We start from the raw sequence: 26,449 nt of genomic DNA, 5'->3' as shown, positions 1-26,449 counted from the left end.
GGCTTCATGTGAGATTTTAGATACATAAATTTTACTACCGCTCTCCACTTCGTTCCGTTTGCTCGAGTTGAAAATCATTTTTAAAGCTTTCGCAATAAAAATAATTTTCAACTTAAACTATTTTTCAAAATGACAATTTCTTACTCTAAATTACAAGCTGGTTATTAAACACGTCCTAAAATCGTTTATAATAGGTAAATTTTTAAAATTTTCCAATTTTGGTATAAAATATGCTCAAAGTTACAAAACCTTTTAAAACGAAAATTTGAGCGTCTGAGAGCATACATCAAATTAAAATAAAAAAAATTTAACTCGGAATGTAGATGAAACGGTTTTCTTATGAGCAAAGCGAAAAGAAAAACATTCTGAGTAGTGGGGGGAAAATCAGAACAACCTTTAAAATAAAAAAACTGGGGGTACTCCCCCTGAAATATAAATTATAGTATTGATACTAAGAAGAGAGAAAATAACTTTCAAAAATCACTTCAAAGCCTCATAAATACTGTCTTAAATGCTGTTTTTGGCACTTAAATATTTTTAAGCAGACACTTAAATATCCTTATGTGTTTACTTAAATCATATTTTAGTATTATTAGTATTGATACTAAGAAGAGAGAAAATAACTTTCAAAAATCACTTCAAAGCCTCATAAATACTGTCTTAAATGCTGTTTTTGGCACTTAAATATTTTTAAGCAGACACTTAAATATCCTTATGTGTTTACTTAAATTGCATTTTCGTTTTAAAAATTAAATTTTATAAAATGCTTAAATATAATTTTATTATAAAATATAATTTAAGTATTGACAAAAATTACTTTTTAATTTATAATAAAATAAAATATTAGTTATTATAATTTCAAAAGGAGCTTTTATGGATAATAAAAAAAAGAAATTAGAAACACAAATAGAATTAGGAAAAAAACGAGAACTTTTAGATCAAGAAACAGGTGAAATAATAGTAGTCGATCAAATTTCCAAAAGAATTTATGGCCAAAAAAATTTTTGGAAAATGTATTTAATGGATTTTATGAGTGTACTTGGAATTATAGACAGTAAGCAACTAGATGTTTTTATTTATATTGCTGAAAACACTAATCCAAGTACTAACACCTTTATTGGAACATATAAAAAAATTTCAAAAGATGTTAATGTAAGTCAACCTACTATATCAACTATTATGAAAAAATTGCAGGCCAATAATTTTATAAAAAAAATCCAAAATGGAGTATGGTTTGTAAATCCCAACATAATCATGAAAGGAAACGATCACAAGAGACAAATTTTACTGAGTTATTTTGAAAATGATGAACCTGTTAATGAACTTACGTTTAGTAGAACTAAGGCAAGACAATTGAAAGTTGAAAGCGAGAAGAAAATTAAAGTAATAGAAGATAATTCAGAGAAAGGAGAAAAATAAAAAATGAAGATAGAAGCGGCGAACTTGGTGATTTACAATGAAGAATGGGACAATTTAGAACTTGAACTAAGTCCTATACAATTGGAAGTTATTTTCAATGTTTTGAATATAAAATTCAATGATAACGGAACATATAATTGCAGGCCAGATGAATATTTAGAAAAAATTGTACTGCCTGCAGTAAAAGAAATTAAATAATATATCATGATTTAGAATGTCAGTCATGACTGACAAACTATAGAAGGAGAAAAATTATGAAAAAGATTGCTATTGTAAACAACAAAGGGGGAGTAGGGAAAACTACAACAGTTTTCAACCTTGCTCATTATTTTGCTAAAAAAGGATTAAAAACTTTGGCAATAGATACAGATCCGCAACTGAATCTGACTACAAATATGGGAATTCAGATTGATAAACTAAATGCTTCTCTTGGGGATTATTTGCTGGAAAGGGTTTCAGAATTTAATCCTGAAAAAATTAATGATAATCTTTATCTTATCAGTTCAGGTTCAAATGCTGAAGCAGATATGTCAATTTTACAATCTGAAGGGCCATATTATTATCAAATATTAAATGATTTTTTAGAACAGCTTGAAACAATATTTGATGTTGTAGTAATTGATACAGCTCCTGCATTCAATGCTTACACAACATCAGCGATATATACTTCAAGCGTGTATCCTGTTCTGATTCCTGGAATGAATGAATTGAATGGATTAAATGCAACTATTAATTTCACAAGAAATCTAGGAAAAGAAATTTCTGGAATTATATTAATAAAAAAAGAACAAACAGCATTGTCAAGTCAAATTCAGGAAGAACTGGAAAATGACTTTAAAGGAATACTTTTAAGTAAAATAGTCAGAAAAAATATAGCTCTTTCTGAAAGTATCATAAGTCATCAATCGATTTTTGAATATTCAAAGCGGTCTAATGGAGCAAAGGACTATAAAAAAGTTGCTGAAGAAATAATGAAAAGGGAAGAAATGTAATGGCTAAAAAATTTAATTTGAAAATAAATAATCAAAAAGAATTGCAAACTTTAGCAAGAGTTGAAAGTATTTATAATATAAATTATGATGAGTTAAATATAGACGGAAAAGAAAAAGAAGAGTTAATAAAATATGAAAATGATATAACTTTTCATAGAGAAAAATCAATGCAGCATATATTCAAGTTTTCTCGAGCAATCTATGAAGCAAATCAAATTTTTGCTAAAAAAGGTGTCGGAACTTTTAATATATGGATAGAAAAAATAGGGATTGATAGGGATAGTGCAAATATTGCAATAAGAAAATATAAATTGTATCTTGAAACAGAAAATCGAGGATTAATAGAGCCTAAAAAGGTATTAACATTGACAAATCGTACGATAAAGGCTCTGACTGGTCAAAAAAAATCAGAATTTTCAGAAGCAGAAGTTATAGAGGTAATAACTGCAGAGAATTCTAGTGAAAAGTTAAAGGAAATAGAGGAACGTAAAGAAATAGTCAAACTAAAAAATACTAATGAAAAAAAGGCATTTTTATTAAGAGAAAAAATAAGAAGACAACATCAGATAAATAAGTTGAAAGAAGAAATAAGAGTAATTGAAAATGAACTTCAGGAAATAAAAAAATCTGAAAGGTAGAATGTCAGTCATGACTGACATTCCAAAAGTATAAAAAGGCAATCCTTCTTATACTGATGAAAAATTTTAGAAATACTCAAAAAATTTTTATAATTTTCAGTCAAAAAAACATATCATATAATTAACACTCTACTTTTTTAGACTGAAATGTTTTATTAAAAATAAAAAGGAAATATATAATGAAATATGGTTATGTAAGGATTTCAACAAGGGAGCAGGAGAAGCAAGACAGGTGGAAGCAATAAAATCAGCAGGAATAGATGAGGATAATATTATAATTGAAAAGTCGAGTGGGAAAAATTTTATTGACAGAAAAAAATGGCAGGAGTTAATGGCCAAAGTCGTAGTTGGTGATGTAATTGTTATTAAAAGCCTTGACAGGCTTGGGCGAAATAATACTGAAATAAAGGACACATTTGAACTATTATCCAAAAAGAAAGTATATTTAAAATTTTTGGATCCCCCCATTCTTAATACTGAAGCTCCAAAAAATGAAATGGAAAAAATGGCAATGGAAATGATACAGCCGATAATTTTACATCTGTTAGAATTTTTTGCTGAACAGGAAAGAAAGAATATAAAGGAACGACAAAATGAAGCCTATAAATTGCTAAAAAGAGATGATAAAGGAAGGCTCAGGAGTAATAAAAAAATTGACAGGAAAACAGGTCAGGGCATTATATGTGGCCGTCCAAGTAAAATTGAAAATCTGACGCAAAGCCAAAAAGAATTAATTAAATCATGACTAAACGGCAATATTAAAGTTGAAGACTGTGTAATTTATTCTAAAATTGGACGTGCGACACTTTTTAAAATCAAGAAAATGATAAAAAATAAGGAGCTAGAATTATGAATAAAAACGAAGAAAAGGATTTAGAGATAATAGTTAGGTGGGAAGAAGAAAAAGAAATTAAAACAGTAGAAGAATTAGATAAATTTATAGATGAAAAATGTCTTGATTTAATAAAGGACAGGAAACTATTTATTTTATATAAAGGATATGAAATAGAATACGCTCTCGATAGTCAGGAATATTCCTGTGAGAGTCTTGGAATTTTTAAAATCTATGATTTATATGAAATTATGAATAAAATAGATAAAAAAGAAAACAATAAGTCAAAAAATAGTCAGTCAATAGACATGGACAGAAATTTATAATAAAATAGGGATATAATTCCCTATTTTATCATTGATTTTTATAAAATTCTTTCATACGTTGAAACTTTTCTTCTATTTCTAATATTTCTTCCCAATTTCTAGGAAATTTCATTTTATTGAGTATTTTTATAAAGTCATTTTTTTCAACATTATTATGCAAAAATCCTAAAGAATTTGCTAATAAAGTAATTAATGCATCGTATTCCAATGGAGAAATAAAAAATTTTAAAACCAAAATTAAATCAAAAAGCCCATAGTTAAAATTCAAACGATAATGTTCATGAACAATAAAATTATCAATATTATTAGTAGTAAATTTATGATCATATAATCTTTCATTATGAGCACAAATATTCCTAAAACTGTTTATAAAAAATATAATATCACTCAAAGCTTCTCCAGTAAATATATACTCATTATTAAATTTAGAATTTGCTTTTATAAATTCAAATTTCATATTTTTAGCAATTTTTGATTGAATATCTTTTTGAGAACATTTAAAAAAATAAGCAGTTGTTCCAAAATCCAATTGAGGAATTAAAACCCAGAGAGGAATTGTAGTATAATTTGTAGTATAATGATTAATTCTAGAACCTTGTATATTGGATTGTTTTTTAATAGTCTTTTTCAATTTTTGGACTAATTTATCAATCGTTCTTCTTAATTCTGGAATATAATTAAAATTATTTTCATTTCTATATGCGTTATTATCAGTTTTATATTTTTCACAGAAATAATAGGCTAATTTAGTTTTTATATTAGATTCGGCAATAAAAATATATTTTAAAAGATTACTTCTCATTTCACTGTCAAAATAATATAATCAAAACAAATTCTCAAAAAAAGTATTTTCTTTATACATTTCATCAGAATCATCAGGACTTATTTTTTTATAATTAGGGTCTAAAAAATTTTCTTTATATGCATTAATAAGAGAGTAATAATTTACTCTTTTTAAAGTATTAAGTGCGAATCCTTCATTCCTGAATTTAAGATTTTTTCTTTTAAGTCCTTCAATCTGTTCTTCGAAAGATTTAAAAATTTTTTCCTCTCTGCTGTTCATATAAAAAAATCCTCCTTAAAAAAAATTGACCCGATATTGTCCTGCAATACCGGGCTAGCATGGCAGCCCTCAGGCATCATCATGCATTCCACTTTAGAAATATCATAACATAAAAAATTGTAAAAATCAAGTGCTATTTATTTAAAAAATAGTAATATTGTATATGGTGTATTGTATATAGATGTTTTAAAAAAATATATTATTAGGTAAATTGCAAGTGTAACAATAATGATTGCATTTGTTTTGATAAGCATATGGTTGGTGGAATGATTTTAAGAATAATCTGAATATTGAGTTGGAAAATAACAGTTAAGGATAAGGTAGTTCTCAATATGATAGGAGTTTATAAGGTATGAATAGATAAAAAATCCACTACTTAACTTTTTTTTACTAAAGTGCTATAATGAAAAGGAAATAAAAAAGAATGATTAGATTTTGTTTGAATTAATAAAAAAAATGGCTACTTTTCCGTAGAAAGGTAACCTGATAAGAACTCCGTAGAGACTTATCTCGCTCACTGTGGTTAATTATACTACATTTCTTTCCAAAAAACAATAGAAATATAAAAGTCGTGTTGAATTTATTTTATCTCTTGTATTTTTTATGATTGATTTTTTAACAATTATTGTCATTTTGGCAAATATCAATAACTGTTTTTAATTCTCTTTCAGAAATTAATATTAAGATTTTTTTTAAATCATATGGAGTTATTTTAAATGATTCTGCAATCTTTTCAAACTTTTCAGAAGGAATTTCTTTAAAATTAGATTCTTTTTTTTCTTCAAAAAATTTTTTCTTCTCATCACAAAAGTTATAAGAAAAAGTTTTTAGTTCTTCTTTTTTTCTATTAAAAATTTTTAAAATTTTTAATTCAAAATAATATGAATCTGTATTTATATTGTGAATACAAAGAAATCTTTCAATTTTTGAATTTTCATATTTTTCTATAATATCATTTATTGTTACTTCTTTTTCTATTTTATTTCCAGACTCTATATATATATGTATAATCTGTTGTTCTCCTTCTAAACTAAGAGTAGTTTCATAGATTTTTTCCCAAAATAGAACATCTCCCACGATATTTTTCCAATTTTTAGGAATGCCTGTTTCATTTAAAATTTTTCCAAATACATTTGAATTATAAAGTTTTTCTAAATTTTTTAAATTTTTTTCCAATTCTGTTAACAATGTATAAAATTCTTCTTTTGTAATGAACAATTTTAAAATTATTAAAACATCAAATATTCTTGAATTAAAAATATTATTTAAATGAGAATGTTGTATCTTTGGTATATTTCCGTTTTTTCTTATTAAAACATTGTATATCCTATCATTATGAGCACACATATTTCTTATAGCATTTATAAATTTTATAATTTGTTCCATATTTTTTTCATCAATTATAACAGATTTTTCATATTCTTTTTCAAACTCTTCAGCTATTTCATTACAAATTTCTTTTTGTATATCTTTTTCTAATGAAGAGTACAAATATGATATATTTCCAAATGTTAGTTGTTTAGATAAAACCCATAACGGAAGATTTTTATGTATATTAATGTAATGTTGTATTTGTTTTCCACCAGAATAATTTTGAGAAAGGCTATTTTTTATTACATTTGATATTTCAGCAATTACTCTTGCAGCATCTTCTTTTTTGGCATCATTATAATTGTTTATATTAAGATAATTGAAATCTTGTGTAGTATATTTTTTTTCAAAAAAATAAGAAATTTTTGTTTTGAAAATATTTTCTATTTTCAAAATGTTTTTTAAAAATAAAAGTCTTATTTCTGTATCAAAATCGTACAGTGTACTAATGTCTTCAAATGTTGTCCCTTTTTCGAATACATCTTCACATTTTGATAATGTCGCCTGTTCATCTAAAAAAAAATCTTTATAGCCATTTATTATATTATAATAGTTTTCTCTTTTTAATTTTTTTAAAACTATTTCATCATCTTTTATTATTAGTCCTCTTTTTTTCATAATATCTAATTGTTCTTCGTATTTTTTAAATGGTTTTGTTCCCATATAATCTCCTTCTTTTTAATTAAAAATAAAAAGTCTTACCCCCCTGTTTTTACAGAAAAGTAAGACTTTGTAAGCTTCTCTTATTCAGAAAATAACTCACGTTCACTTGCTGTAATAATACATTATTTCAATAAAAATGTCAAGTATTTTTAATAATTTAATTTGTTTTTTTTTGAGATATTTCTTTTTTTATTTGTGATATTCTTCCTGGAGATAAGTTATATTTTTCAGCAACTTCTTTCCCTGAGAGATATTTTAATTCTAAAACAATAGCATTATCTCTCATTTCTATTACTTTATTTTGCAATTCTGCTATATCTTTAGAATGACTGTCTATTATTTTACCTTGTTCTTCAACCTCTTTTCTTAATTCTTCTTGTGCTGCCATTATTGCTTTATTGGCTCTTAAAATATGATTTATTACTTTTTTACTTTTATTTTTTTTCATCTAAAGTGTCCTTTTCAATATTTAATTTACTAAATTAAATATATCATGTTTATACCAAAATTACAAGAAATTTTGATATATTTCTAATAGCTCCTTTTATTTGTTCCGATGTTTTCATAATAATACCTCCGTATATTGTTTTAACTGTTCTTCCATATTCATATAGATAGCATATTTAGACATCTTTAATAAATCTCTGTCATTATCTCTAAAATACAACTTCATAGCTTCACTGAATACATTAGCGTCTACTCTGTTTTTGTTTTTGATAAGATCTAATATCGTTCTTTCCTTATCATAGATAAAAATTTTTCTGCCAAAAGGATTCGTTATGCTTGTCTTACCAATATCATAATAATCTTTTTTGCTGTACTTAAAAATAATATTGTCCTTTATTGACTTAATTCTGCTCACATTATCTCCAACTGGAACAGTCATTACATAAATGAGTGGCATTCTGGTAGATAACCCTTGCAAGTAGGCTGCTGTTTCATGAGAAAAAACTCCTTTCGGAACTCTATGGGAAAAATAAATATACTCATCTATTTCTTCGTTTGGAAGTCCATATAGTCCGTTTGCTATTTTTATAATCTCTTTTTTTTCAGTCAATTCTTTCAATACATTTTTGTAAATACCCAGTTTTAAAGCATCTTTAGTAGTAATAATCCCATTATTTTTATTAATTTCTTTTAGTAAAATTTCCTTCTGAATCATTCAGATCGCCACCTTTTTATTCTTATATTATATGATTTATAAGAATGAAAGTCAATGAATAATAAAAAATAATATAATACTTGAAAATAATAATACATATCTATGAAAACAGATGTTTTATTATACACTTAAAACTATACTGAATTTAAGGGTATAATAAGCAAAATGATGTACACTAAATTAAAATATATTTTAGTATACATTTTTGTAAAGGAGTCATCTAAATGAAATTTGGATATGCAAGAGTAAGCACGGCAAAGCAGGATTTGACACGGCAGATAGCATCGCTTGAAAATGCTGGCTGTGATGAAGTTTATTGTGATATACAGAGCGGAAAAAATATGAAGAGGGCTGAACTGCAGAAAATTTTGTCAAAAATTCGGGAAAATGATACGTTTGTTGTTACAGATATTGACAGGCTTGGGCGTAATTTTACAGAAGTTACTGAGCTTTATACAAAGCTTAAGGATATGAAAGTTAATATTGCTGTAATCAATCAGGAACTTTTAAATCATAATGTGAATGATAGAAAAGATGAAATTGTAAATGTTGTTGTGATTCCTCTCCTGATATATTTGGCTGAAAGAGAGCGGAGCATTTTAATTGAAAGAATAAATGATGGAATTAAAAATATGCCGCTTGGAAAATCAGGGAAAAGATACAGCAGGAAAACTGGAAATGTAATTGGACGGCCAGTTAAAGTCTTAAATCTTTCAAAAGAGGAGCAGGATATGTTAAAGCGAGTACGGAATAAGGAAATAAGTGTAAAAAGTTTTTGCAGGTTTATGCAAATAAGTAGATCTTCGTATTATAAATATTACAAGAACAGTTATCTTGATTAAAAACTAAAATGAAAGGAATTTCAATTATGACTGATGAATTTTTTGAAGATGAAAATGTAGATGATGGGGAAAATAATCTTGAATATGATAGAGATATTTTTGACATTGAAATTGAATTTGATGACGAAGTTGTTAAGAGAATTGAACGAACTGAAACAGCTAGAGAGTTTGAAAAATTGATTGAAAGTGAGGAGTAACTATTAAAACAGAGTAACAAATTTTTAGACTTAAATTTTAATTTACAATCAAAATTATTACTGTTAAATCATTGCTTTTTTTTAATCAAAATGTTATAATTAATGCAACAGTACTGTAGGATAAAGATCATAAGTGTATAAAAAAAGGAGAGCCGCTAACTCTCCTTTTTTCCGTTACTTCCAAAATTCTTCGATTAAAATAATTGCTATCTGTAAAGCAATTATGATTAAGATTTTTATCCATAACTTATCCATAAGTGTATAACTTCCTTTCATCAAGGATTGTTCAGATTATATCATTTTTTTGAAAGCCATTCAAACAAATATATAAAAAATTCAGATTTAAAATGAAATATTTTTTTTGATTTTTTCTCATGATTTTGGGAATTATTTTTTACCATTTTTGCAAAAATTTCAACTTAAAAAATATCATATAAATTTTATATAGTTCATAAAAAGTAACTTAAAAAAATTGATTTTATGAAAAAATTTCTGCAGAAAAATTTGTAGGAATTTTTATGGAGTATGATCTTTTGATTTGATAATTTTAATTTTATTTTACGAATGAAATGAGTTTTTGAGTGCAAACGAAAGTCATTTTTTCAAAATTTTATGTGCAGAAAAAATCACGATAAGTTTCTAAAATTTTTTAATTTTCGAGAAACTTGTAAGCGTGCTTTCCAAAATTTGAAATTTCGGAAAGTTTATTGGGAAAAATTTTTATGAAAAAAGTCTTGATTTTTTGAAAAAAATAAGGTAATATTAGTTTAAGCGTGAAAATGAGAGCCCAGTTTTTGGAGGTGGATGGGCAGTTTAAGAAATTTTACTTCAACTCATTTTAAAATATCAAAAGAAAATTTTATTAAATAAAAAATAAAATATTTGAGCTTATGTACAGATTATTGGAGTTTTCTTCCAAAATGTTTGCACAAGCTCTTTTTTTGATTAAAAAAATATATTAGAAAAATCAGGATAAAATTTCTTAAAATTATAAAATAAAATTGATGATGATAAAAATTAAAGTTCATATTACGTCATATTAAGCCCGTAGCGTTTGTTAAATCGTTTTTTGGTATAAATCTTTGTCTGATGCAAAATTTTTTCGTTATGGGGCTAATATAGGCTTATTTTGGTTCTATATTATAAATTAGATTTTCAACTGAAAAATAGTTTTACATTTTTGATGATGACAAATGGATTTGAAGCAAAAAATTATTGACAAAAATTTAAAAAGTAGTATAATGGTATTACCAAAAAAATAAAATATAAGGAGTGAGTATCATGGCTTCCATAAGTTTAAAAGTGTCCGATATGGAAAAAAAATTTTTGCAAAGCATGGCACAATTTGAAGGAGTTACATTGTCAGAGTTAATAAAATCAAAAGTGTTTGACTCACTGGAAGATGAATATGATGCCAAAATAGCAGATTTAAGATTATCAGAATATGAAAGTTATTTGAAAAATGGAGGAGAAGTTTTAAAATGGGAAGAACTGTAAAATATAAAATAATCCCAACTCCACATTTCGTAAAAAACTTTAGCAAACTAGATGAATTTGTAAAAAAAAGAATAAAAATTTATTTAGAAAATATTGCAGAAGATCCACGCAGTAAAGGAAAAATGTTGAAAGCAAATAGAAAAGGACAATGGAGATACAGAATAGGAAATTACAGAGTTATTGTAAATATCCAAGATGAAAATTTAGTAGTATTAGCGTTAGAAGTAGGACATAGAAAAAATATTTATAATAGTTAAATACTGAGGCTGTTTTATAAAGTTAATTTTATGAAATAGCCTTTTTTGTTATTAACTTTTCGTATTAAAAAGTACCAAAGTAATAAAAAATTGCAATATAAATAAATGCAAATATTTAACATTTTTAAACTTTTTATATCACATATTTCCTGAACCAGTTCTCAAAATGTTCCATGCTGTTAAAGTTAAAATTCTGCTCATAAAAATCATCAACATTCTGAATTTTAACAACTACCATTCCATTCTTCTGTTCATTTATTGACTTTATTGTCAAGGTATTAAACATTCCAGTTACTCCATCCATCATTCTGACTTTTCTGTGAATGAAAAAGTCGGCAGGTGTTTTAATTTCTTTTTTCTCTTCCTTAATTTCTCTGGACTGTGGTTCTTCTTTCAGAAATGTAAAAATGAAGCCTGACACGGCAGGACGTCCTCTTCCTTTTGTGTTATACGTTTTCTGAATTTTTAATCCGTACTTTTCTTTAAGTTCCTTTTGTATCGGCTTTAAGACTTTTACATCAATATCACACATTCGATAATTTACAGGAATGTCCATTAATCTTTTAAATTCATCTAAATTAACGCTCCAGAAACCTGTACTTCTAAACTGCTTCATTCTTCTGTAAAACTCTTTGGTGTAGCTTGACTTTAATCTGACAAACTCTTCCAGTTCAAATCTTGTCCAATTGCCAGGTTCAAACTCATTTAGTAAAAATTTAAACCTCTCACTTACTGCAATTGTTAAATTTTGTGTTTTAGTATTTATTACAAATTCCTGAAAAAGAGCAAATTGAATTATAAGCTCTTCTGTTTGAAAAGTATAATTTAATGCAAGCAGCTTTTTATTAACATTTATTATTGTTTTTGAAAATTCTTTTATTGTCACATTTTTTTCAAGCCTTATAAGTCTTTTTAACTCATTAAATGAAAAATTCAAAATTTTAGTCCCATTATCCCTTACTTTATGAAGAATTGTCATTAATAAATTTAATTCTTCAGCTGTAAATTTTCTAAGCTCCTGATTATTAAAATCATTTTTATATTTTACAATTTCATTCAATTTGACATCATCTCCAATCATAGCCATTATATCATATAAAACATATTTTAACAACCGTATTTAAAATTGGTGTTTTTATTGTTAAAAAATACTCCCAAAAAGTTGTCTTTATTTTCCCGAAAAGTCGTTTTTTAATACCTTCAGTTCCTTTATTCATCGATGTTTGCGAGTACCTAAAAGGGTATAATATAAAAGATATATATAAAAAGGAACTAATTTTAGAAAATTAAACATATTTTTACTGGGTAAAAAGTTGTTTTAAAAACCTAAATTATATGTAATACTATTCCCCGTTTAAAAAGCGAATATTTATTCTAATTATTTGAAAACAAATATTAGATTTAACCTACTAAAAAGATTTATAATGTATTCGTTATTCAAATGGGGTTTAGTATAAGATAGAAAAAAATAATCGCTGTCTTTTACAACAACGATTATTTGAAAATATAGCTTTGTTTTTTTATAATTTCTATTTTTCCTTCTTCTAATAATTCTAAAATTAACATTTTAAATTCATCTATGTACTTTTTTTAAATTACTTTTCTTAAACTAAGTTTTAATAAATAGAAAACAAGTTTTCAAATTATTTGTCCAAGATTTTGGGTACACTCCACTAATTGTTCTTCTAAATTTTGAGCATAAGAAAATGGCGGTGTCGAAGTTCCACGATTAGAAATTCTTTTTCCTACTTCACTGGCAAATTTATTATTATACTTCTTCTTTCAAATTATATTTTTTTATATAATCTTCCATATATTTAACTCCTATATGTTTATTCCCTTTTTTTGCAAATTCTAATACTGTTAATCCCCATTTATCTTTTTTTAGTAATTTCAGTCCTTTTTGAGAAAAGATTAAATCATATAGAGGTATCATTTCTATTTCAGGTACAAGATCATAATTAAATATATTTTTGAACATTACTGTTTTATGAGGTTTATATAATGGTGTTATATCTGCTCCCTTTTCTAACAAAGTTTTACATAACATCGTTGTTTTTATTATATCTTCACTTCCATAAAGAAACAATTCAAAAAACAATGTTGCTCCATCTTTAGATACCACTTTTACATCTGCTCCCTTATTTATTAAAAAATTTGCTATTTTATACTTTTCTTCAGGCTTTGAATTTGTTAATGCTGTCTGTAATAAAGTATCCCCTACTGTGTCTTTCTTATATTGAGCTCCTTCTTTGAACATTTCTCTAAAATCTTCATATGTTCCCAATAATGTTGCTGCAAATAATGTTGAGTATTTACTCATATAAATCATCCTCTTCTTTTCTCATAACTAATCCTTTCATTCAATATCCTTATTTGTAAAATCACATCTGTTCAACTGCTCCATTGCATGTTCTCTTATCATTTCTTCATCACTTTGTAATAATAATTCCAATTTTTCTTTCGCCTTAGGAGTATTTATATCTCCTAAAGCAAAACAGCATTTTCTGACCAGTGCAAAATTATCATCCCAACGGTATTTTTCAAAATTTGAAGTTGCTAATTTATAAAGACATTCTACCGTAGACGGCAACTCCATTTCCATGAAGTAAATAGCAATATCTTCGTGTTTTCCATGCCATTCTTCTTTTGTTAATTTGCATAAAATATCAACAAATTTTTCACTGTATAATTCGAACATGTAAATTGCTGAAATTAAAATATCTACGCTGTGTCCATTTTTTTCATTATATGCTTTTTCTAACTCTGTTTTTATATACTCTATTCTTTCATCATCATTTTTTAAAAATTCCTTTTGTAATTGTTGAAAACTTATTTGTTTTTTATATTCTTTCCACATCAAATTTTCCAATTTTTCAAGATTATTTTTTTCCATTTTTTATTATTTCCTTTCTAAAATTGATTTCTTTTATATTTTTATTAAATATATCTAATCCTTGCCCATCACCTAAATTCCGAGTTATTTGATTTCTTTCCTGTTTAAATTGTATATATCCATATTTTTCCCATCCAGTAAAAGATTCCTTCATATTAGGATATTTTTTTATTAATTTTTCACCTTCATTATTCCTTACACCTATTTTTTCAAATTGCTTATCTGTTCCAGGTTTTAATTTGAATTCTAAATTTATTCCAGTATACCGTTCACTATATCGTGCATCTTCTGCAATGCTAGTTTCGCCACTTGGTGGTAAATTTCCACTTTTTAATAAACGTTTATAATGTTTTTCAGAAATTGTACGATAAAAAACATCATAATTTCTGCTATAATCATTTGTTACAGCATTATAACTTGGCACAGAAACTAATCCTTGACCTTTGTTTCCTAATTCTACATATGGTGTTTTAGTTTTAGGTAAACTCCACTCATTACCTCTACCTAATGTATAATTACCCTCAGAATTTTTTACCCCTTTATATAATGAATTATCTAAAGGTTTATTGTAATCAAGTTTTGGTGTTGGGTCATAAGATTTATTATTATTTACTTTACTGTTCAAATTGTTTAAATAACTTCCAACTGTGGTATCCATTATATTTTTAGAATTAAGATTACCTAATCCCCAGTTTGTACTTTTAGAAGCATTTATATTTGAATTTTTTATTGTTTCTGTGATATTTGGAGTAACTTTTACTTTTCTTGTTGTTTTGTCTAAATAGTCTCCACTTTTACCATTTAGGTTCCAATTATGATTTTGAGAATTACTTTTTCCTGATATAGTTGAATTACTATTTGAGTTTTTAGTAAAGGTTTTGGGAACTCCTCCCACTGTAATAGGTGCTATAGAAGCAACTCCTATTTCCGTAAGAAATTCAAAAGTATCATAAAGTTCAGGGCGTTTTGTAAGTGCTCCTACTGTATCTCTTAAAGGATTCAACGATGGTCCGTTTACTTGCTCTTTATTTCCAAATATAGCATCTCCAATTTTCATAAGTCCGTGAAATGCTTTATTTCCTCCAACAACAACTGCAGTTCCACCAGCAATTTTTACAGGTAAAGAAGGTACAACTGAGCCTCCAATTGTAACATAATCCACTCCTTCTGAAGCACCTATTAAAGCCACACCTCCAGCACTAGTAAGACCACCTGTTACTATATCTAGTCCTCCTTCTCCCGCTTTTCTTAACCTATCTCCTAAAGTTGGCCCATCTGTTTTTTTCTTAGGAGGACTTATTTTTTTAGGTTTAGCAGGAGTAGAAGTTTTACCATTTCCTTTCCCCTTACCACTACCCGATGATTTATTAGATTTTGTTGGTTTGGGTAAAAAATGTTTAACTCCTGTTACAATAGCTTGTGTTGATTCTGCTACAACTTTTTTTCTACGATCTCCTCCCGCCTTATAGTCATCATAATCTCTCTTTAAAACTCTTATTGTATCTTTTTTTAACTGGTTAAATTCAGCTTCTGCTCCTTTTTTGTCTCCAGAAAAATATTTAGTTCCTATTCTTATAAGAGCTTTTCCACCTTTTTCTAAATGTTTCCAAGTAAAATCAGCAGTAATCTCACTATTCTCATCCAACTGTCCATAATCAAGACCACTAAATACATCATTATTATCTTGCCCTTTAGTCCTTTTCATTACTTCGTTATAGGCTATTTCTCCTGCTACTGTTGCTTTTGGCTTACCTTCGTTATTTTCCTTTCCGTTTCCTGCTTCAAGTTGTTCTCTAATAGCCCATTCCCTTGCAATTCCTGCTTTTACTGTATTCACATCAGCGTTTTCGTTTATATAGATTTTCCCTGTTACTTTATCATAAAAATAAGGGATTTCTTTACCTTGGTTTTTTCTTGCGTCTGCTATTCTGTCTTTTACTTTTTGAGGTAAATTAGGGTCATCCGGATTAAATTTGCCACCTATTCCTAATTGTTCCTGAACTTCTTTATCACTTAAATCCGCTTTTACTAATAAATCAATATCAGGAGCTGTTTTGGCTCTTAAATAATAATCTTTCATATCCTCAAATTTTCGTATTTCAGGATCTCCAATATCACTATTTTTTCTACCATTTACAATATTTTCTATTTTTTTGATAGCTCCGTCAGCTGTTATTTGTCCTTCAAGTATTGCTATATCCAAATCTTGCTTGAATTTTTCCGGATTAGCTAAATAATCAAGTGTTTGACTTTCTACATTGACATTAGTTTTGCTGTGAGTATCTTTTGTTATTTCATTTGCTTTTGCTCTATCTCTATTTATCGGATCTCCCGAAGCTTGTCCTATTTCAACATCTCCAATTACGGTATTTCTTGTGATTCCTTGTTTATCTCTATTTTCAGAACTTATTCCAATATTTGATAGTCTTGATGAATTATTTCCAATAGAAACTCCTATCGAAGCACCATTTATAGTCATTTCATCTTTATTTTGCAAATCGTGTCCAGTATATTTATCAACCGTTAATTTAGAATTTCCTTCTTTTCCAATAATTCCAGCTGTATTATCTAATGTTCCAATATGTAAATTGCTTCCCTCTCCTACGATAAATGTACTTTGATTGTCTACAAATACTCTATTTCCATTAGTTCGACTTCCACTAACATTAACTGAATCTATTCCTTTAGAACCAAAACCTACGCTTACACCTCTACTACTTCCGGTAGTTGTACTAGTATTTTGTTTTGAGATAACTTCCATATGATTAATATTTCCAGTAACTTTTCCGCCTTCTTGGTTAAAGCCGTTTACTATCATATTTTGAGTATTATTATGCACTTCGTTTACATTTTGAAAGCTTCCATTATGATAAATAGTTTCATTTGTATTTTGATTACTTCTACTTGTTGAAACACTTCCACTTATTCCGTTTGCTTTAGGTCTTAAATCTGCTCCTGCAGACACACCAAAATTAACTCCTGTACTGCTGGAGTTTGAACTATATCTATTATGTAATTCTACAGCTTCTTTTGTGATGTTCTCTACATTATTGTAAATAAATGTTCCACCTTCAGCTTTTGTTCCCTGATATGTAATATTTTTTACATTATTGTAAGTTATGCTCGAATCAGGTTTTAATGGTTTTAATGTCGTAACGGCAGCATTTTCAGTATGTCCATTACTTTCACTTCTTGATCTACTAATTCCTACATTTGCATTTCCGGATAAATAAAAATCATTATTTGTTTTAAAGTTTCCGGCTTTTATGTCTTCCATCGTTGCAGCTCTTAAACCATCTCTAGTAGTAATATCATTCCTCATTCCAGAAACTGTTCCGGTAACAGCATTAGCTGCTGTCATAAGTCCACCGGCAATATCTCCACCACTAGTTTGGCTTACCGCATTTGCTGCTTGTTTTGCTCTGTAAAGTGCCGGACTGTTTATTCCGATTGACACACCAAAATTACTACTTCTACTAGTAGTTCTTACATCTTGTGTATCTATTCTTGCTCCGTATTTTACTTCTCCGTTATTTATTGAGATATTTCCGTATTCAAAGTTTGTTGCAGTTATTTCTGCACCGTTATTTAGGACTGTTCCATCTCCTAATTGTAAATTGGATTTTGCATTTACAGTGCTTTTAGCGTCATATGTATTTTGTGATTTTCCGTAACCTACATTTACAGAACCATGACTAATTCCACCTGTAAATCCTTTTTGTTTTTGTTCTGAATAATATGTATTATGTAATTCTCTTGAGTCCGTTGTAACTTTTCCGCCTACAAAAGTATTTTCTCCAAGAACAATGTTGCTTCCTATGCCCTCAACATTTCCTGCAATTACTGCATTCTTTCCAAGCATCAGGTTGCTTGCCGAGTTTTCTTCCGCATGAGAATTTTTGTAACTGCTTTTGGATGACATAAAGCCTTTGCTGCTCTGTCTTGATTCCGTGTCATAGCTGTTCACTGCTGATTCCGCTCTGACATTTCCGGTTACTGTAAGCCCCGTTGTATCTTCTGCTATGAATGATGAGCCTTTTAAATTAATGTCCCCAACTCTTCCTTCTGCTGAGTTTGCCATAATTCCAGCTCCGAGGTTAGTTGTTTCAGAATATCTTGAATAATTGCTTTCTCCGCTTCCAAATTTGTCTTCTCCTGATAATGTCAATGCTCTTTCATCAATTTTGTTTACATCCAGTGCAATATGATCTGTTTTTAGTATTCCTCCAGTTGATATATATTTATCAGCTTTGATAAATGTTGTACCTTTTGAAGTAATTCCACCAATTGAGGCTACTTCTTCATGGTGTGTTCTATCATACTCCCCATTGTTATATCCCACATTTCTTTTAGTGGTATTGTTAATTACATTTCCCTTTTCAGAAATTAGTGCAACAGCCTCTTCACCGTTAATTCTTCCGCCAATATTTTCAATATTTCCAACAGTTCTTATATAAGTCTTGTCTCCTGAAATTTCTGAAAGTAAATTTGTTGTCGTCTCATTTCTTACAGTATTTGCCTCAACATAGGTAACTCCGCCATTACCCCATTTTGTACCGTCATTTACAAAGTCCTTAGTCTTGACATAAGTTCCGTTTATTCCGCCAACCCTGTTTCTAGTGTCATCGCTTATGCTTTCCCTAGTCTTGCTGCTTAGGTAAACCTGCGGAGCAAGGACTTCAACACCGTTTACATTTTTTGTCACATACCAGACAATATCTTCATTCAGGTTATTTATCTGATCCTGAGTCAGTTCCTGTCCTACTGTAAGCCCAAGTCTTGTACCTTCAGTTGCGGCATTGTCCATCATTGACTGGATTAACTCCTGATTAGATTTTCCATTTATGAATGCAGTTCCCAGCTTTTCAGCTAATGCTCTAGTTAATAACTGGTTTTCATAATACGCATCTCCAAGCCGTCTTGTTCTGTCCCATATTTCAGAATAGCCAACTCTTGAAGTGAAGTAGTCGCTTCCAAAATATTGCCCAAGACTTATGTATCTGCTTCTAGTTTCCAGCAAATATTTAGAACTTGGATTCATATTTGTTGTAAACATTGCACTTGAAAGTATTGGATTTACGTCTATTCTTCCGGTATTTTTAATATCCTTAATCCCTGAATTGTTTCCTGCAATCTGAATTGCCCTATCAAATCCATTGTTTACAGGATTATTTAAGTTTGTGCTTCCATTAACCTGTGAATTTCCGCCAAAGCTGCTGTTTACTTTAGACAGTAAGGTATTTCCTGCAGCCTGAACCTGCCCGTTGGCAGAACTTGTCCCTTTATTCATTCCAACTGAAGTTGAAGAAATCAAGGCTCTGCCAGTCGCTCCGCCATTATTTAATACTTTACCATTTCCAGCTTCAATAGGATTTTTTATGATATTTGGAGCATTTACATTTACTACTGCCCCTTCAATGATGGAAGGCTGTCCTGTTGCATAGCCTATATCCCCGTCAACCATATCTCTTGTGTGAACAGCAACTAGAGTAGTTCTTGGAATATGATGATGAGTTCCCTGCTTGATATTTAAATCCAATACCTCTCTACCATTTTTTAATTTTATAGGATTCTTATCATCAATGCTTACTGAATTTTCAAAATTTGTTGCAGTAATATTGACTAAGCCTCCACCTGATATTATACTGTCTCTATTTTTAAAATTGCCTGAATTTATTGTAATATTACCGCCCGCTAAAACCTTGCCATACTCTGTTGCTGCCTTACTTTCCAGTTTTCCAACAAGAGGTATTGTCGGATCTTTTGTACTGCTTGCTACTTTTTTTGAATCAGTTACGTTTGTGTGTCCTAAAATCGATCTAAAAGATTGCTCATATTTTGTAAGCAGATATGACTTAAATTCAGATTTATTATTATCCTGGATTTGTTTTTCAAACCATTCTTTTTGTTCATTTCTTGCCTTTCTTCTAGTATGTCCGCTAGTTCTTTTCTTCCATCCTCCATTATCATTAAGCAACCATTTACTTGAAATTTCTGCTTCAGATAATCTTTGGCCATCCCAAGTTTCATAATACTTTTCATAATTCCCTAAACCTGTAACTCTACCAATATTCTGAAAGTCATTGGAAGTAATTACAATATCCCCAGTTGACTGTATTGTCGCCACATTGTTTGTAATCTTTGCGGCGTTTAAGTCCATATTTCCACCAAGTATTTCAGCCTCGTCATTCATTATCTCATTTCCCTTGATGACAAGAGCCTGCCCTCCATAGATGGCTTTGCCTTTGTTGTTCTGAACCTTGCCCTGTGCGTTCATTTCAAGATAATTGTCAAATGCAATTAAATCATTATTCGTAATGTTTCTTCCTGAAACTTTTCCGTTATTTCCAGTAATCATGCTGTTGTTGACTACTTCCCCACGGCCGTTTACGACAACTGTATCGGAAGCAAGCTCCCTGTTGTTTGTAAAGTCATTTGAATTAATCTCAATTAATCCTGTTCCAGTTGTATTTCCATTGTTTGTGATATTGTTTCCTGAGATTTTAAGCCTTTGCTGTCCATGCAGGTTTCCTTTCAGCTCAATATCCTGATTTATGCTTAATTCTGTGTTGTTTCCCTTAACAGTTCCGATGTTATCAAATCTTTGAGCATTTCTCATAAATACTTCGCCTGATAAAATTTCCCCAGTATTTGTAATCGCTGAACCGTCAAGCAGAACCCTATTATTTGAGGCAATCTTTCCGCTATTTGTAACATTTGCATTTGCAGCATTTATATTATTTACTGCCGTAATTTCCTTAGTATTAATTAAGGTATTTGTAGTCAAATCAACATCATTTCCTGAATAGATAAATCCGTCATTTCTTGTATTAGTTACGTTAGCTTTAATATTGTCGACATTTATCTTTCCTGAATTTACAAAGTCAGCTCCTAAAATATCAATTCTCTTACCATCAACTGTACCGCTGTTCACAAGCGAGCTTGTGGCCTTGATATCCCCATTTGTGGCAAATGTTCCAGAGTTTTCAATTCTTTCTCCAGTTATACCTTTTCCAGCCGCAATTTTGCTGGAAGCAGTGGCATTTTTTATATTCTTGGCATCAATTGTATCATTGGCAAGCAGCTTTCCTGAATTGTCAATGTTTCCACTTGAAATCTTGCCAATTGCTGTAATATCCCCACTGTTTGCAATATCATCCGTCTTAAGGTTTACACCTTCAACTTTTCCAGTATTTCTTAGGCTATTGACTTCTAAATTCTTGACATAGATATTTCCATTGTTTTCAGTATTTTTCCCTGTCAAGTCCTCATTTGCAGCTATCTTACCGTCATTTCTGATATTCCCGGCAACTGATATGTTCTTAGCGGTTTCAACAGCCCCGCTATTTTCCATTTTTCCGGAAACTGTAATTTTTCCATTGGATCTTACATTTCCTGACGTTACCAGGTCATCAGCTGAAACTGTCCCAACAGCTGTAATATCCTTAGTATTCTTAACATTTTTTGCCTTTAAGTCCCCATTTGCAATGATTTTACCATCATTCTGAAGATTTCCAGCTGTTATTTTTTTTGAAGAAATTGTACCTGAATTAATAGTGTCCTTACCGGTTAAATCTCCGTTTGAAGCAATTCTTCCAGTATTTCTTATACTTCTAGACACCTTCACATCTTCAGCAGTTTCAAGTGTCCCGTCATTTTCAAGTTTTCCTGCAACTGTAATTGTCTTATTAGCCTTTACAGTTCCTGATGTTTTCATATCATCACTTGAAACTGTTCCAACTGCCGCAATATCTCCAGTATTTGTTATCTTTTTAGCCTTAATATTTTCTCCTGCAGTAATTTTACCGTCATTCTTCAAATCATCAACTGATATATTTTTAGCGGCCACAGTTCCATCTGAAACAGTATTTTTACCATTTAAGTTACCGCCAGCAAGTATTTTCCCAGTATTGTTAATATTCCCTGAAACAGCTACATTCTTTGAAGTTTCGACTGTCCCGCCATTGTCAAACCTTCCATTAACAGAAAGATCCTCGTTGGTTCTTAAAGCTCCTGAAGATTTCAGGCTGTCAGCTGAAATTTTACCGACAACAGTGATATCCCCCGTACTTGAAACATTTTTAGCCGTTAAATTACCGTTAGTTAAGATTTCTCCTGAATTTAATACGTTTCCGGCAACTGTTATGTCCTTTGCTGCCCCGACTGTTCCGCTGTTGTCAAAAAACCCATTAATATCAAGGGCTTCATTAGTCTGAACCTTTCCTGAAGTTACAAAACTGTTTCCTGATATTTTTCCAACAGCCAGAATTTCTCCAGTATTTTTAATATCCTTTGCCAGTAAATTACCATTTGCACTGATTTTACCGTCATTAGTCAAGTTATCAACTTTTAGGTTCTTAGCTGCAACTGTTCCTGACGTTACTGTATTTCTAGCCGTTAAATCTTCATTTGTCAAAATATTTCCAGTGCTGGCTACATTTCCTAAGACTGAAATACGCTTAACAGAAGTCAATGCTCCTGTGTTATCAAATTTCCCGTTAATGTCTGTAATTCCTGAAACCTGTATATTTCCGGAATTATCCAAGTTTTTTACATTAAAGTTTCCTCCGGAAAGAACCGTTGCAAGAGAATTTTTAAAATTACCTGCCGTTATGTTCCCTGAAGCATTAATATTCCCAGAATTTATCATATCAAACGTATTCAAGTTTCCGCCTGTGTATATATTTGACTTGTTCTCAACATTCCCATTAAGGCTAATGTCCTCATTTGCCTGAGTCTCCCCATCCAGCTTTATTTTAGCCGCATTAATATTAATCCCTTTGTCAGAGCTTGCAAGCTCGCTTTGAGCATATTCAGTCCCGTTTATTTCAATGCCGTTTCCTTTAATCTTTGCGACATTGATTTTCCCGTCAGCTGTAATCTCAAGTTTAGTATCTCTTGAATAGATAAGGCCATTGGAGTTTACTCCTGCCCCCTTGTCCGTGCTGACTATCTTTATCTGCCCGGCATACATCGATCCAAGGTTGCTTGCGTCAATTGCAACTGAATTTATTCCATTTTTAGAAGTTACAGTTCCGCTAGAGTCAACAGTGTTTTCCCCCAGAGTTACATCAACCTTGTTTCCAACAAGATTTCCCTGTAATTCCATAGCCTTTGCAATAACGTTTACATAATCGGTATTAGTCGCATCAAAGCCATTAGCCCCAATAACAACTCTTCCCTTTTCGACGTCAATTCCAATTACATCCCCGTCCTTTAACTTCACTCTTCCAGTTGTGGGAATAAAGTTCTTAATGTTAATTGTCCCTGCACCGTTTAAATATATTCCATTTTCATTGCTTAAGATCACGTTTACTTTCTGCCTGCTGAGAGCCTCGATATATCCCTCAATCTGCGATCGGTTTGCCCCATTAACCTGCAATAAAATTAGATTTGCGGCCTGATTCGGCCCAAGATTAGGATTTGCGTTGATGATTCCTGCGAGATGGCTTCTGCCGATGTTGTCGGCATTGTTAAGAACCTGCCCCTCACGCCCGACATTGTACTCCAAGAACTCGTTAATACTTACACCACGGCCATTCGGAGTGGAAATATTAACGACAGGAACGCCATTCTGGGATCTGTCAAGGCTTGTGTTGTATCTTGAATTAGGATCAACCTGAAGCCCATCGGCAAGAATATTAAAGCTGAACACGTTTAGCAGCAGTGCCGCAGTTAATTTGCGTAATATTTTACTTTTTCCTCTCATTGTTCATCTCCTTTCGATATTTTTAAAGATCTATAAATTATTGTTTTTTATTACTGTCTAAAATTGTACTTAATTTTTTTTAAATTTGAACCAATAGAATACCTTGTTTTTTTTTAAGTTTCATTTCAAAAATTTTTATACATTGCCTAAAAACTTACTTTCAAGGAACCGCTAAAATATATTTCCTGCTTCTTAGGGCTTAAATACTCTGAATGTGCCATAGGTTTTGCATATCCAAAGTCAAAATCAAACATTTTTGTATCAAACCTGATTCCAGCTGTCATTCCAGTTACATATCCAGTCCTGTATTTAGATTTATCCCTGTTGTACTTTGCAGCCCCGTATCCATAATTAACATATGGAGAAACAACCGCAAATTTCTTAACTGGAATATTATATGCCAGCTCATTGCTGATTTCTATAGCCTTATCTCCCTGAATGGATTCTCTTGTATTATATCCTCCTACACTTCCAACACCACCTATAGTCTGCCTTTCACTTCCATAGAGCACATCATTTGAATAGCTTCCATAAACATTGGCCCTATAGATAAATTTGTTTGTTACTGGCTTGTAGTAGCTAAGGTTCACATTGTATTTATGAAACTGTGCTTTCGGAGTTGTATCTATTTTGCCGTTATCCCTTTCAGCATTAAATATTTTTAATCCTCTTTCGTAACCAATAGAACTTCCAAAAATTCCTCCAAAGAGTGAAGTAGTAGTATTAAGGCTCACTGTACCGACTGTAAGTTTTCTGTCAGACAATACCGACTTTTCAAGATAGCTCTGATTATGTCTTCTTCTAATTCCCAAATCAAGACCAATCTTGCTTTTCTGATTTCTAAACAATATTTTTTCGAGATCTGCTGATAAAATATGATTGCTCGAATACATGTCATATACAGTATTTGCTGTATAAAAGCTGCTTTCCTGAATACTTTTACTTGAATTGAGTTTTAAAGTGTAAGTTCTGAACTTCATCGTATACCCAAAATTAAACATATCAAGCCGCCTTTTATATGGCAATGTATCCCCATTTGCAGGATCATATCCTACTGGTCCTATTGGCAAAATCTCTCCGGGCTTTAATTCTTCAATTGTTTTCTTCCAGCTTCTGTCTGGATCCTTTTTAGGTACAGTCATATATGTGAAATAGAAGTTGTCTCCAATTCCAAGAGAGCTGTCAATATTAAGGTTGATACCTCTTCTCCAAATTCCATTCTGCTTGCTGTCCCCATAATTATTGGTTAAAATCCCAACAGTATATTTATTCTTTAATGTATTTTTCACTTCGATTCTTGAATAGTTCTCCTTTCTTCCAGGAAGAACTTCCATAGTCATATTGTTGGCATTGATTGAGTTAAAGTTGTCAGTTGCCGTGTCAATGTCCCTGATATTAAAGATTTTTCCCTTGTTCTTGGAAAACATAAAAAATTCCTTATACTTATCAAGCCCATTGCCGGAATTGATCCTTATATCCTCGATTCTTCCTGCAACAATTTCAAGGTTTAAAGTTCCAGTAGTCAGGTCATTATTCCTATCAAAGTTTACAACAGATGTAGTATATCCTTTAGAAATTAACTTGTTTGTAAGATCTGTAAGAAGATTTTTGATGTCATCGGAACTAAGTTCAAGATAGACATATTTTCCAATAATTTTATTTTTTTCCCTTTGAGACAGTAGCCTGTCATTGTCTTTTATATTGACTGATTTAATTAAAAATTTATTAGTATTCAGATTATTACTTTCAATATTCTTATCAACCTGTGGCTTAGGGCTGTCAAACTTTGTATTCTCAAACTCCTTCTGCATTTTCTCCTGCTGCTGCCTTGTTCTTTCTTGCTCAATCTGTCTTTGCTGAATATCAATAATTCTGTTAGCTTCATTAACTGGAGCTGGAAAGGCAAGATTTGCAAGTAAAAAAACACAACAACTTACTATTTTTTTCATAAATTTTTACACCTCCTTTTTTTAATTAAAAATTAAATAATTCTAACACAAATTAAAAAAAAATGCAAATAAAAAACGTTTTTAAAGAAACAGTATTTTAGATGAGAATATTATTAATATATATTCATATAGAGGCATATGAGGGTAAATTTGACTATGAAATAAGTTTGTAGTGTAAAAGGTTGGATAATTAGAAAAAATTGCTTAGAAAGACTTATATTAAAAAATTTTTATACAAAAAATATAGATTTTATATAATCAAAAAGAGAATGTCGTTTTAGTTGTCAAATATTTTAATTTTATTTTACAAATGAATTTTTTTAATATTAAGAACAACATTTTACGAATCTGAATTATTTATTATGATTAATGTATTAAATAGTCGGATGTGTTATAAATAAAGGGTTTGAATTGATAAGGGTACTTTTTGTAACAATGAAAAATTTAAAAAGTTTGTGGAGCTGTCTCAAAATTTTAATCATTTTGAGACAGCCCCTTTATATGAATTTGTTTCATTCCCAATCTTCTGACAATATAAAATTGAATGCAATCATTCAAAGGCTAAAATATCAATTTTAAGACGTTTTGTATTTCAAGGCATTATAATATCAAAAAACTTAAAATTTCAACGCTACG

The 26,449-nt window shown here is 29.9% G+C and carries 19 protein-coding genes and 1 pseudogene; 10 read left to right on the top strand and 10 right to left on the bottom strand.

Going from position 1 to position 26,449, the window contains the following annotated elements; translation table 11 throughout:
- Window positions 1–873: 873 nt before the first annotated feature.
- The 6 genes from HW275_RS10165 (at window position 874) to HW275_RS10140 (ending at window position 4,207) form a co-directional block, all read left to right on the top strand.
- Entirely contained in the window at window positions 874–1,419 is a 546-nt protein-coding gene (locus tag HW275_RS10165) for a replication/maintenance protein RepL (RefSeq protein WP_178936468.1), read from the top strand.
- 3 nt (window positions 1,420–1,422) lie between these two features.
- Window positions 1,423–1,617: a hypothetical protein gene (locus HW275_RS10160; protein ID WP_178936467.1), complete on the top strand. Its 195-nt coding sequence runs from the start codon at window positions 1,423–1,425 to the stop codon at window positions 1,615–1,617.
- Window positions 1,618–1,673: 56 nt separating this feature from the next.
- Complete coding sequence (locus HW275_RS10155; protein ID WP_178936466.1) at window positions 1,674–2,411, top strand: ParA family protein; 738 nt, start codon at window positions 1,674–1,676, stop codon at window positions 2,409–2,411.
- Window positions 2,411–3,049 carry a hypothetical protein gene (locus tag HW275_RS10150; RefSeq protein ID WP_178936465.1) on the top strand — a complete coding sequence of 213 codons (639 nt, stop codon included), beginning with the start codon at window positions 2,411–2,413 and terminating at the stop codon, window positions 3,047–3,049. Before HW275_RS10155 ends, HW275_RS10150 begins: the two co-directional genes overlap by 1 nt.
- Before the next feature lie 232 nt (window positions 3,050–3,281).
- Window positions 3,282–3,794 (top strand): recombinase family protein, encoded by a 513-nt coding sequence (locus tag HW275_RS10145; RefSeq protein WP_369682574.1) that lies wholly within the window; start codon window positions 3,282–3,284, stop codon window positions 3,792–3,794.
- A 104-nt stretch (window positions 3,795–3,898) separates the two neighbouring features.
- The gene (locus HW275_RS10140; RefSeq protein ID WP_178936464.1) at window positions 3,899–4,207 is read left to right on the top strand and encodes a hypothetical protein; all 309 of its coding nucleotides are present in this window, start codon (window positions 3,899–3,901) and stop codon (window positions 4,205–4,207) included.
- A gap of 28 nt (window positions 4,208–4,235) precedes the next feature.
- On the opposite strand, the pseudogene HW275_RS10135 reads toward HW275_RS10140, so the two are convergent.
- From HW275_RS10135 to HW275_RS10115, 5 genes and pseudogenes are all read right to left on the bottom strand, one after another.
- A pseudogene (locus HW275_RS10135) lies at window positions 4,236–5,018 on the bottom strand (Abi family protein); the annotation flags it as partial.
- 12 nt (window positions 5,019–5,030) lie between these two features.
- Window positions 5,031–5,270, bottom strand: coding sequence for a hypothetical protein (locus HW275_RS10130; protein WP_178936462.1), 240 nt, complete (start codon window positions 5,268–5,270; stop codon window positions 5,031–5,033).
- Between the two features lie 615 nt (window positions 5,271–5,885).
- Window positions 5,886–7,304: an Abi family protein gene (locus HW275_RS10125; RefSeq protein ID WP_178936461.1), complete on the bottom strand. Its 1,419-nt coding sequence runs from the start codon at window positions 7,302–7,304 to the stop codon at window positions 5,886–5,888.
- A gap of 157 nt (window positions 7,305–7,461) precedes the next feature.
- The gene (locus HW275_RS10120; RefSeq protein ID WP_178936460.1) at window positions 7,462–7,752 is read right to left on the bottom strand and encodes a sigma factor-like helix-turn-helix DNA-binding protein; all 291 of its coding nucleotides are present in this window, start codon (window positions 7,750–7,752) and stop codon (window positions 7,462–7,464) included.
- Between the two features lie 114 nt (window positions 7,753–7,866).
- Window positions 7,867–8,466: a type IV toxin-antitoxin system AbiEi family antitoxin domain-containing protein gene (locus HW275_RS10115; protein ID WP_178936459.1), complete on the bottom strand. Its 600-nt coding sequence runs from the start codon at window positions 8,464–8,466 to the stop codon at window positions 7,867–7,869.
- Between the two features lie 224 nt (window positions 8,467–8,690).
- Between HW275_RS10115 and HW275_RS10110 the strand changes: the two genes are divergently transcribed.
- The 4 genes from HW275_RS10110 to HW275_RS10095 all read left to right on the top strand — a co-directional run bounded on the left by HW275_RS10110 (window position 8,691) and on the right by HW275_RS10095 (window position 11,259).
- Window positions 8,691–9,308: a recombinase family protein gene (locus HW275_RS10110; protein ID WP_178936458.1), complete on the top strand. Its 618-nt coding sequence runs from the start codon at window positions 8,691–8,693 to the stop codon at window positions 9,306–9,308.
- Between the two features lie 26 nt (window positions 9,309–9,334).
- A complete protein-coding gene (locus HW275_RS10105; protein WP_178936457.1) occupies window positions 9,335–9,505 on the top strand; it encodes a hypothetical protein in 171 nt (56 codons plus the stop codon).
- 1,281 nt (window positions 9,506–10,786) lie between these two features.
- Entirely contained in the window at window positions 10,787–11,002 is a 216-nt protein-coding gene (relB, locus tag HW275_RS10100; RefSeq protein ID WP_006806162.1) for a type II toxin-antitoxin system RelB family antitoxin, read from the top strand.
- Entirely contained in the window at window positions 10,987–11,259 is a 273-nt protein-coding gene (locus HW275_RS10095; protein WP_178936456.1) for a type II toxin-antitoxin system RelE/ParE family toxin, read from the top strand. The genes relB and HW275_RS10095 overlap by 16 nt, the downstream gene beginning before the upstream one ends.
- A gap of 133 nt (window positions 11,260–11,392) precedes the next feature.
- On the opposite strand, the gene HW275_RS10090 is transcribed toward HW275_RS10095, so the two are convergent.
- From HW275_RS10090 to HW275_RS10070, 5 genes are all read right to left on the bottom strand, one after another.
- Window positions 11,393–12,319 (bottom strand): replication initiation protein, encoded by a 927-nt coding sequence (locus HW275_RS10090; protein ID WP_255460089.1) that lies wholly within the window; start codon window positions 12,317–12,319, stop codon window positions 11,393–11,395.
- 708 nt (window positions 12,320–13,027) lie between these two features.
- Window positions 13,028–13,582: an ankyrin repeat domain-containing protein gene (locus HW275_RS10085; protein ID WP_021769235.1), complete on the bottom strand. Its 555-nt coding sequence runs from the start codon at window positions 13,580–13,582 to the stop codon at window positions 13,028–13,030.
- Between the two features lie 36 nt (window positions 13,583–13,618).
- Window positions 13,619–14,155 carry a HEAT repeat domain-containing protein gene (locus tag HW275_RS10080; RefSeq protein ID WP_178936454.1) on the bottom strand — a complete coding sequence of 179 codons (537 nt, stop codon included), beginning with the start codon at window positions 14,153–14,155 and terminating at the stop codon, window positions 13,619–13,621.
- A complete protein-coding gene (locus HW275_RS10075; RefSeq protein WP_255460088.1) occupies window positions 14,142–23,864 on the bottom strand; it encodes a filamentous hemagglutinin N-terminal domain-containing protein in 9,723 nt (3,240 codons plus the stop codon). The genes HW275_RS10080 and HW275_RS10075 overlap by 14 nt, the downstream gene beginning before the upstream one ends.
- Window positions 23,865–24,010: 146 nt before the next feature.
- The gene (locus tag HW275_RS10070) at window positions 24,011–25,813 is read right to left on the bottom strand and encodes a ShlB/FhaC/HecB family hemolysin secretion/activation protein (protein WP_178936453.1); all 1,803 of its coding nucleotides are present in this window, start codon (window positions 25,811–25,813) and stop codon (window positions 24,011–24,013) included.
- Between the last annotated feature and the right edge of the window lie 636 nt (window positions 25,814–26,449).

Source organism: Leptotrichia sp. oral taxon 223, from assembly GCF_013394795.1.
Taxonomy (GTDB): domain Bacteria; phylum Fusobacteriota; class Fusobacteriia; order Fusobacteriales; family Leptotrichiaceae; genus Leptotrichia.
The sequence above is the reverse complement of the archived record's forward strand: the minus strand, read 5'-3'. Positions and strand labels throughout refer to the sequence as shown.

What these genes read in the sequence shown, in the direction of transcription:
- HW275_RS10110 (WP_178936458.1), top strand. Translation starts at nt 8,691, where the DNA reads ATGAAATTTGGATATGCAAGAGTAAGCACGGCAAAGCAGGATTTGACA.
- HW275_RS10155 (WP_178936466.1), top strand. Translation starts at nt 1,674, where the DNA reads ATGAAAAAGATTGCTATTGTAAACAACAAAGGGGGAGTAGGGAAAACT.
- HW275_RS10165 (WP_178936468.1), top strand. Translation starts at nt 874, where the DNA reads ATGGATAATAAAAAAAAGAAATTAGAAACACAAATAGAATTAGGAAAA.
- HW275_RS10115 (WP_178936459.1), bottom strand. Translation starts at nt 8,466, where the DNA reads ATGATTCAGAAGGAAATTTTACTAAAAGAAATTAATAAAAATAATGGG.
- relB (WP_006806162.1), top strand. Translation starts at nt 10,787, where the DNA reads ATGGCTTCCATAAGTTTAAAAGTGTCCGATATGGAAAAAAAATTTTTG.
- HW275_RS10105 (WP_178936457.1), top strand. Translation starts at nt 9,335, where the DNA reads ATGACTGATGAATTTTTTGAAGATGAAAATGTAGATGATGGGGAAAAT.
- HW275_RS10120 (WP_178936460.1), bottom strand. Translation starts at nt 7,752, where the DNA reads ATGAAAAAAAATAAAAGTAAAAAAGTAATAAATCATATTTTAAGAGCC.
- HW275_RS10140 (WP_178936464.1), top strand. Translation starts at nt 3,899, where the DNA reads ATGAATAAAAACGAAGAAAAGGATTTAGAGATAATAGTTAGGTGGGAA.
- HW275_RS10160 (WP_178936467.1), top strand. Translation starts at nt 1,423, where the DNA reads ATGAAGATAGAAGCGGCGAACTTGGTGATTTACAATGAAGAATGGGAC.
- HW275_RS10095 (WP_178936456.1), top strand. Translation starts at nt 10,987, where the DNA reads ATGGGAAGAACTGTAAAATATAAAATAATCCCAACTCCACATTTCGTA.
- HW275_RS10125 (WP_178936461.1), bottom strand. Translation starts at nt 7,304, where the DNA reads ATGGGAACAAAACCATTTAAAAAATACGAAGAACAATTAGATATTATG.
- HW275_RS10070 (WP_178936453.1), bottom strand. Translation starts at nt 25,813, where the DNA reads ATGAAAAAAATAGTAAGTTGTTGTGTTTTTTTACTTGCAAATCTTGCC.
- HW275_RS10130 (WP_178936462.1), bottom strand. Translation starts at nt 5,270, where the DNA reads ATGAACAGCAGAGAGGAAAAAATTTTTAAATCTTTCGAAGAACAGATT.
- HW275_RS10075 (WP_255460088.1), bottom strand. Translation starts at nt 23,864, where the DNA reads ATGAGAGGAAAAAGTAAAATATTACGCAAATTAACTGCGGCACTGCTG.
- HW275_RS10150 (WP_178936465.1), top strand. Translation starts at nt 2,411, where the DNA reads ATGGCTAAAAAATTTAATTTGAAAATAAATAATCAAAAAGAATTGCAA.
- HW275_RS10080 (WP_178936454.1), bottom strand. Translation starts at nt 14,155, where the DNA reads ATGGAAAAAAATAATCTTGAAAAATTGGAAAATTTGATGTGGAAAGAA.
- HW275_RS10085 (WP_021769235.1), bottom strand. Translation starts at nt 13,582, where the DNA reads ATGAGTAAATACTCAACATTATTTGCAGCAACATTATTGGGAACATAT.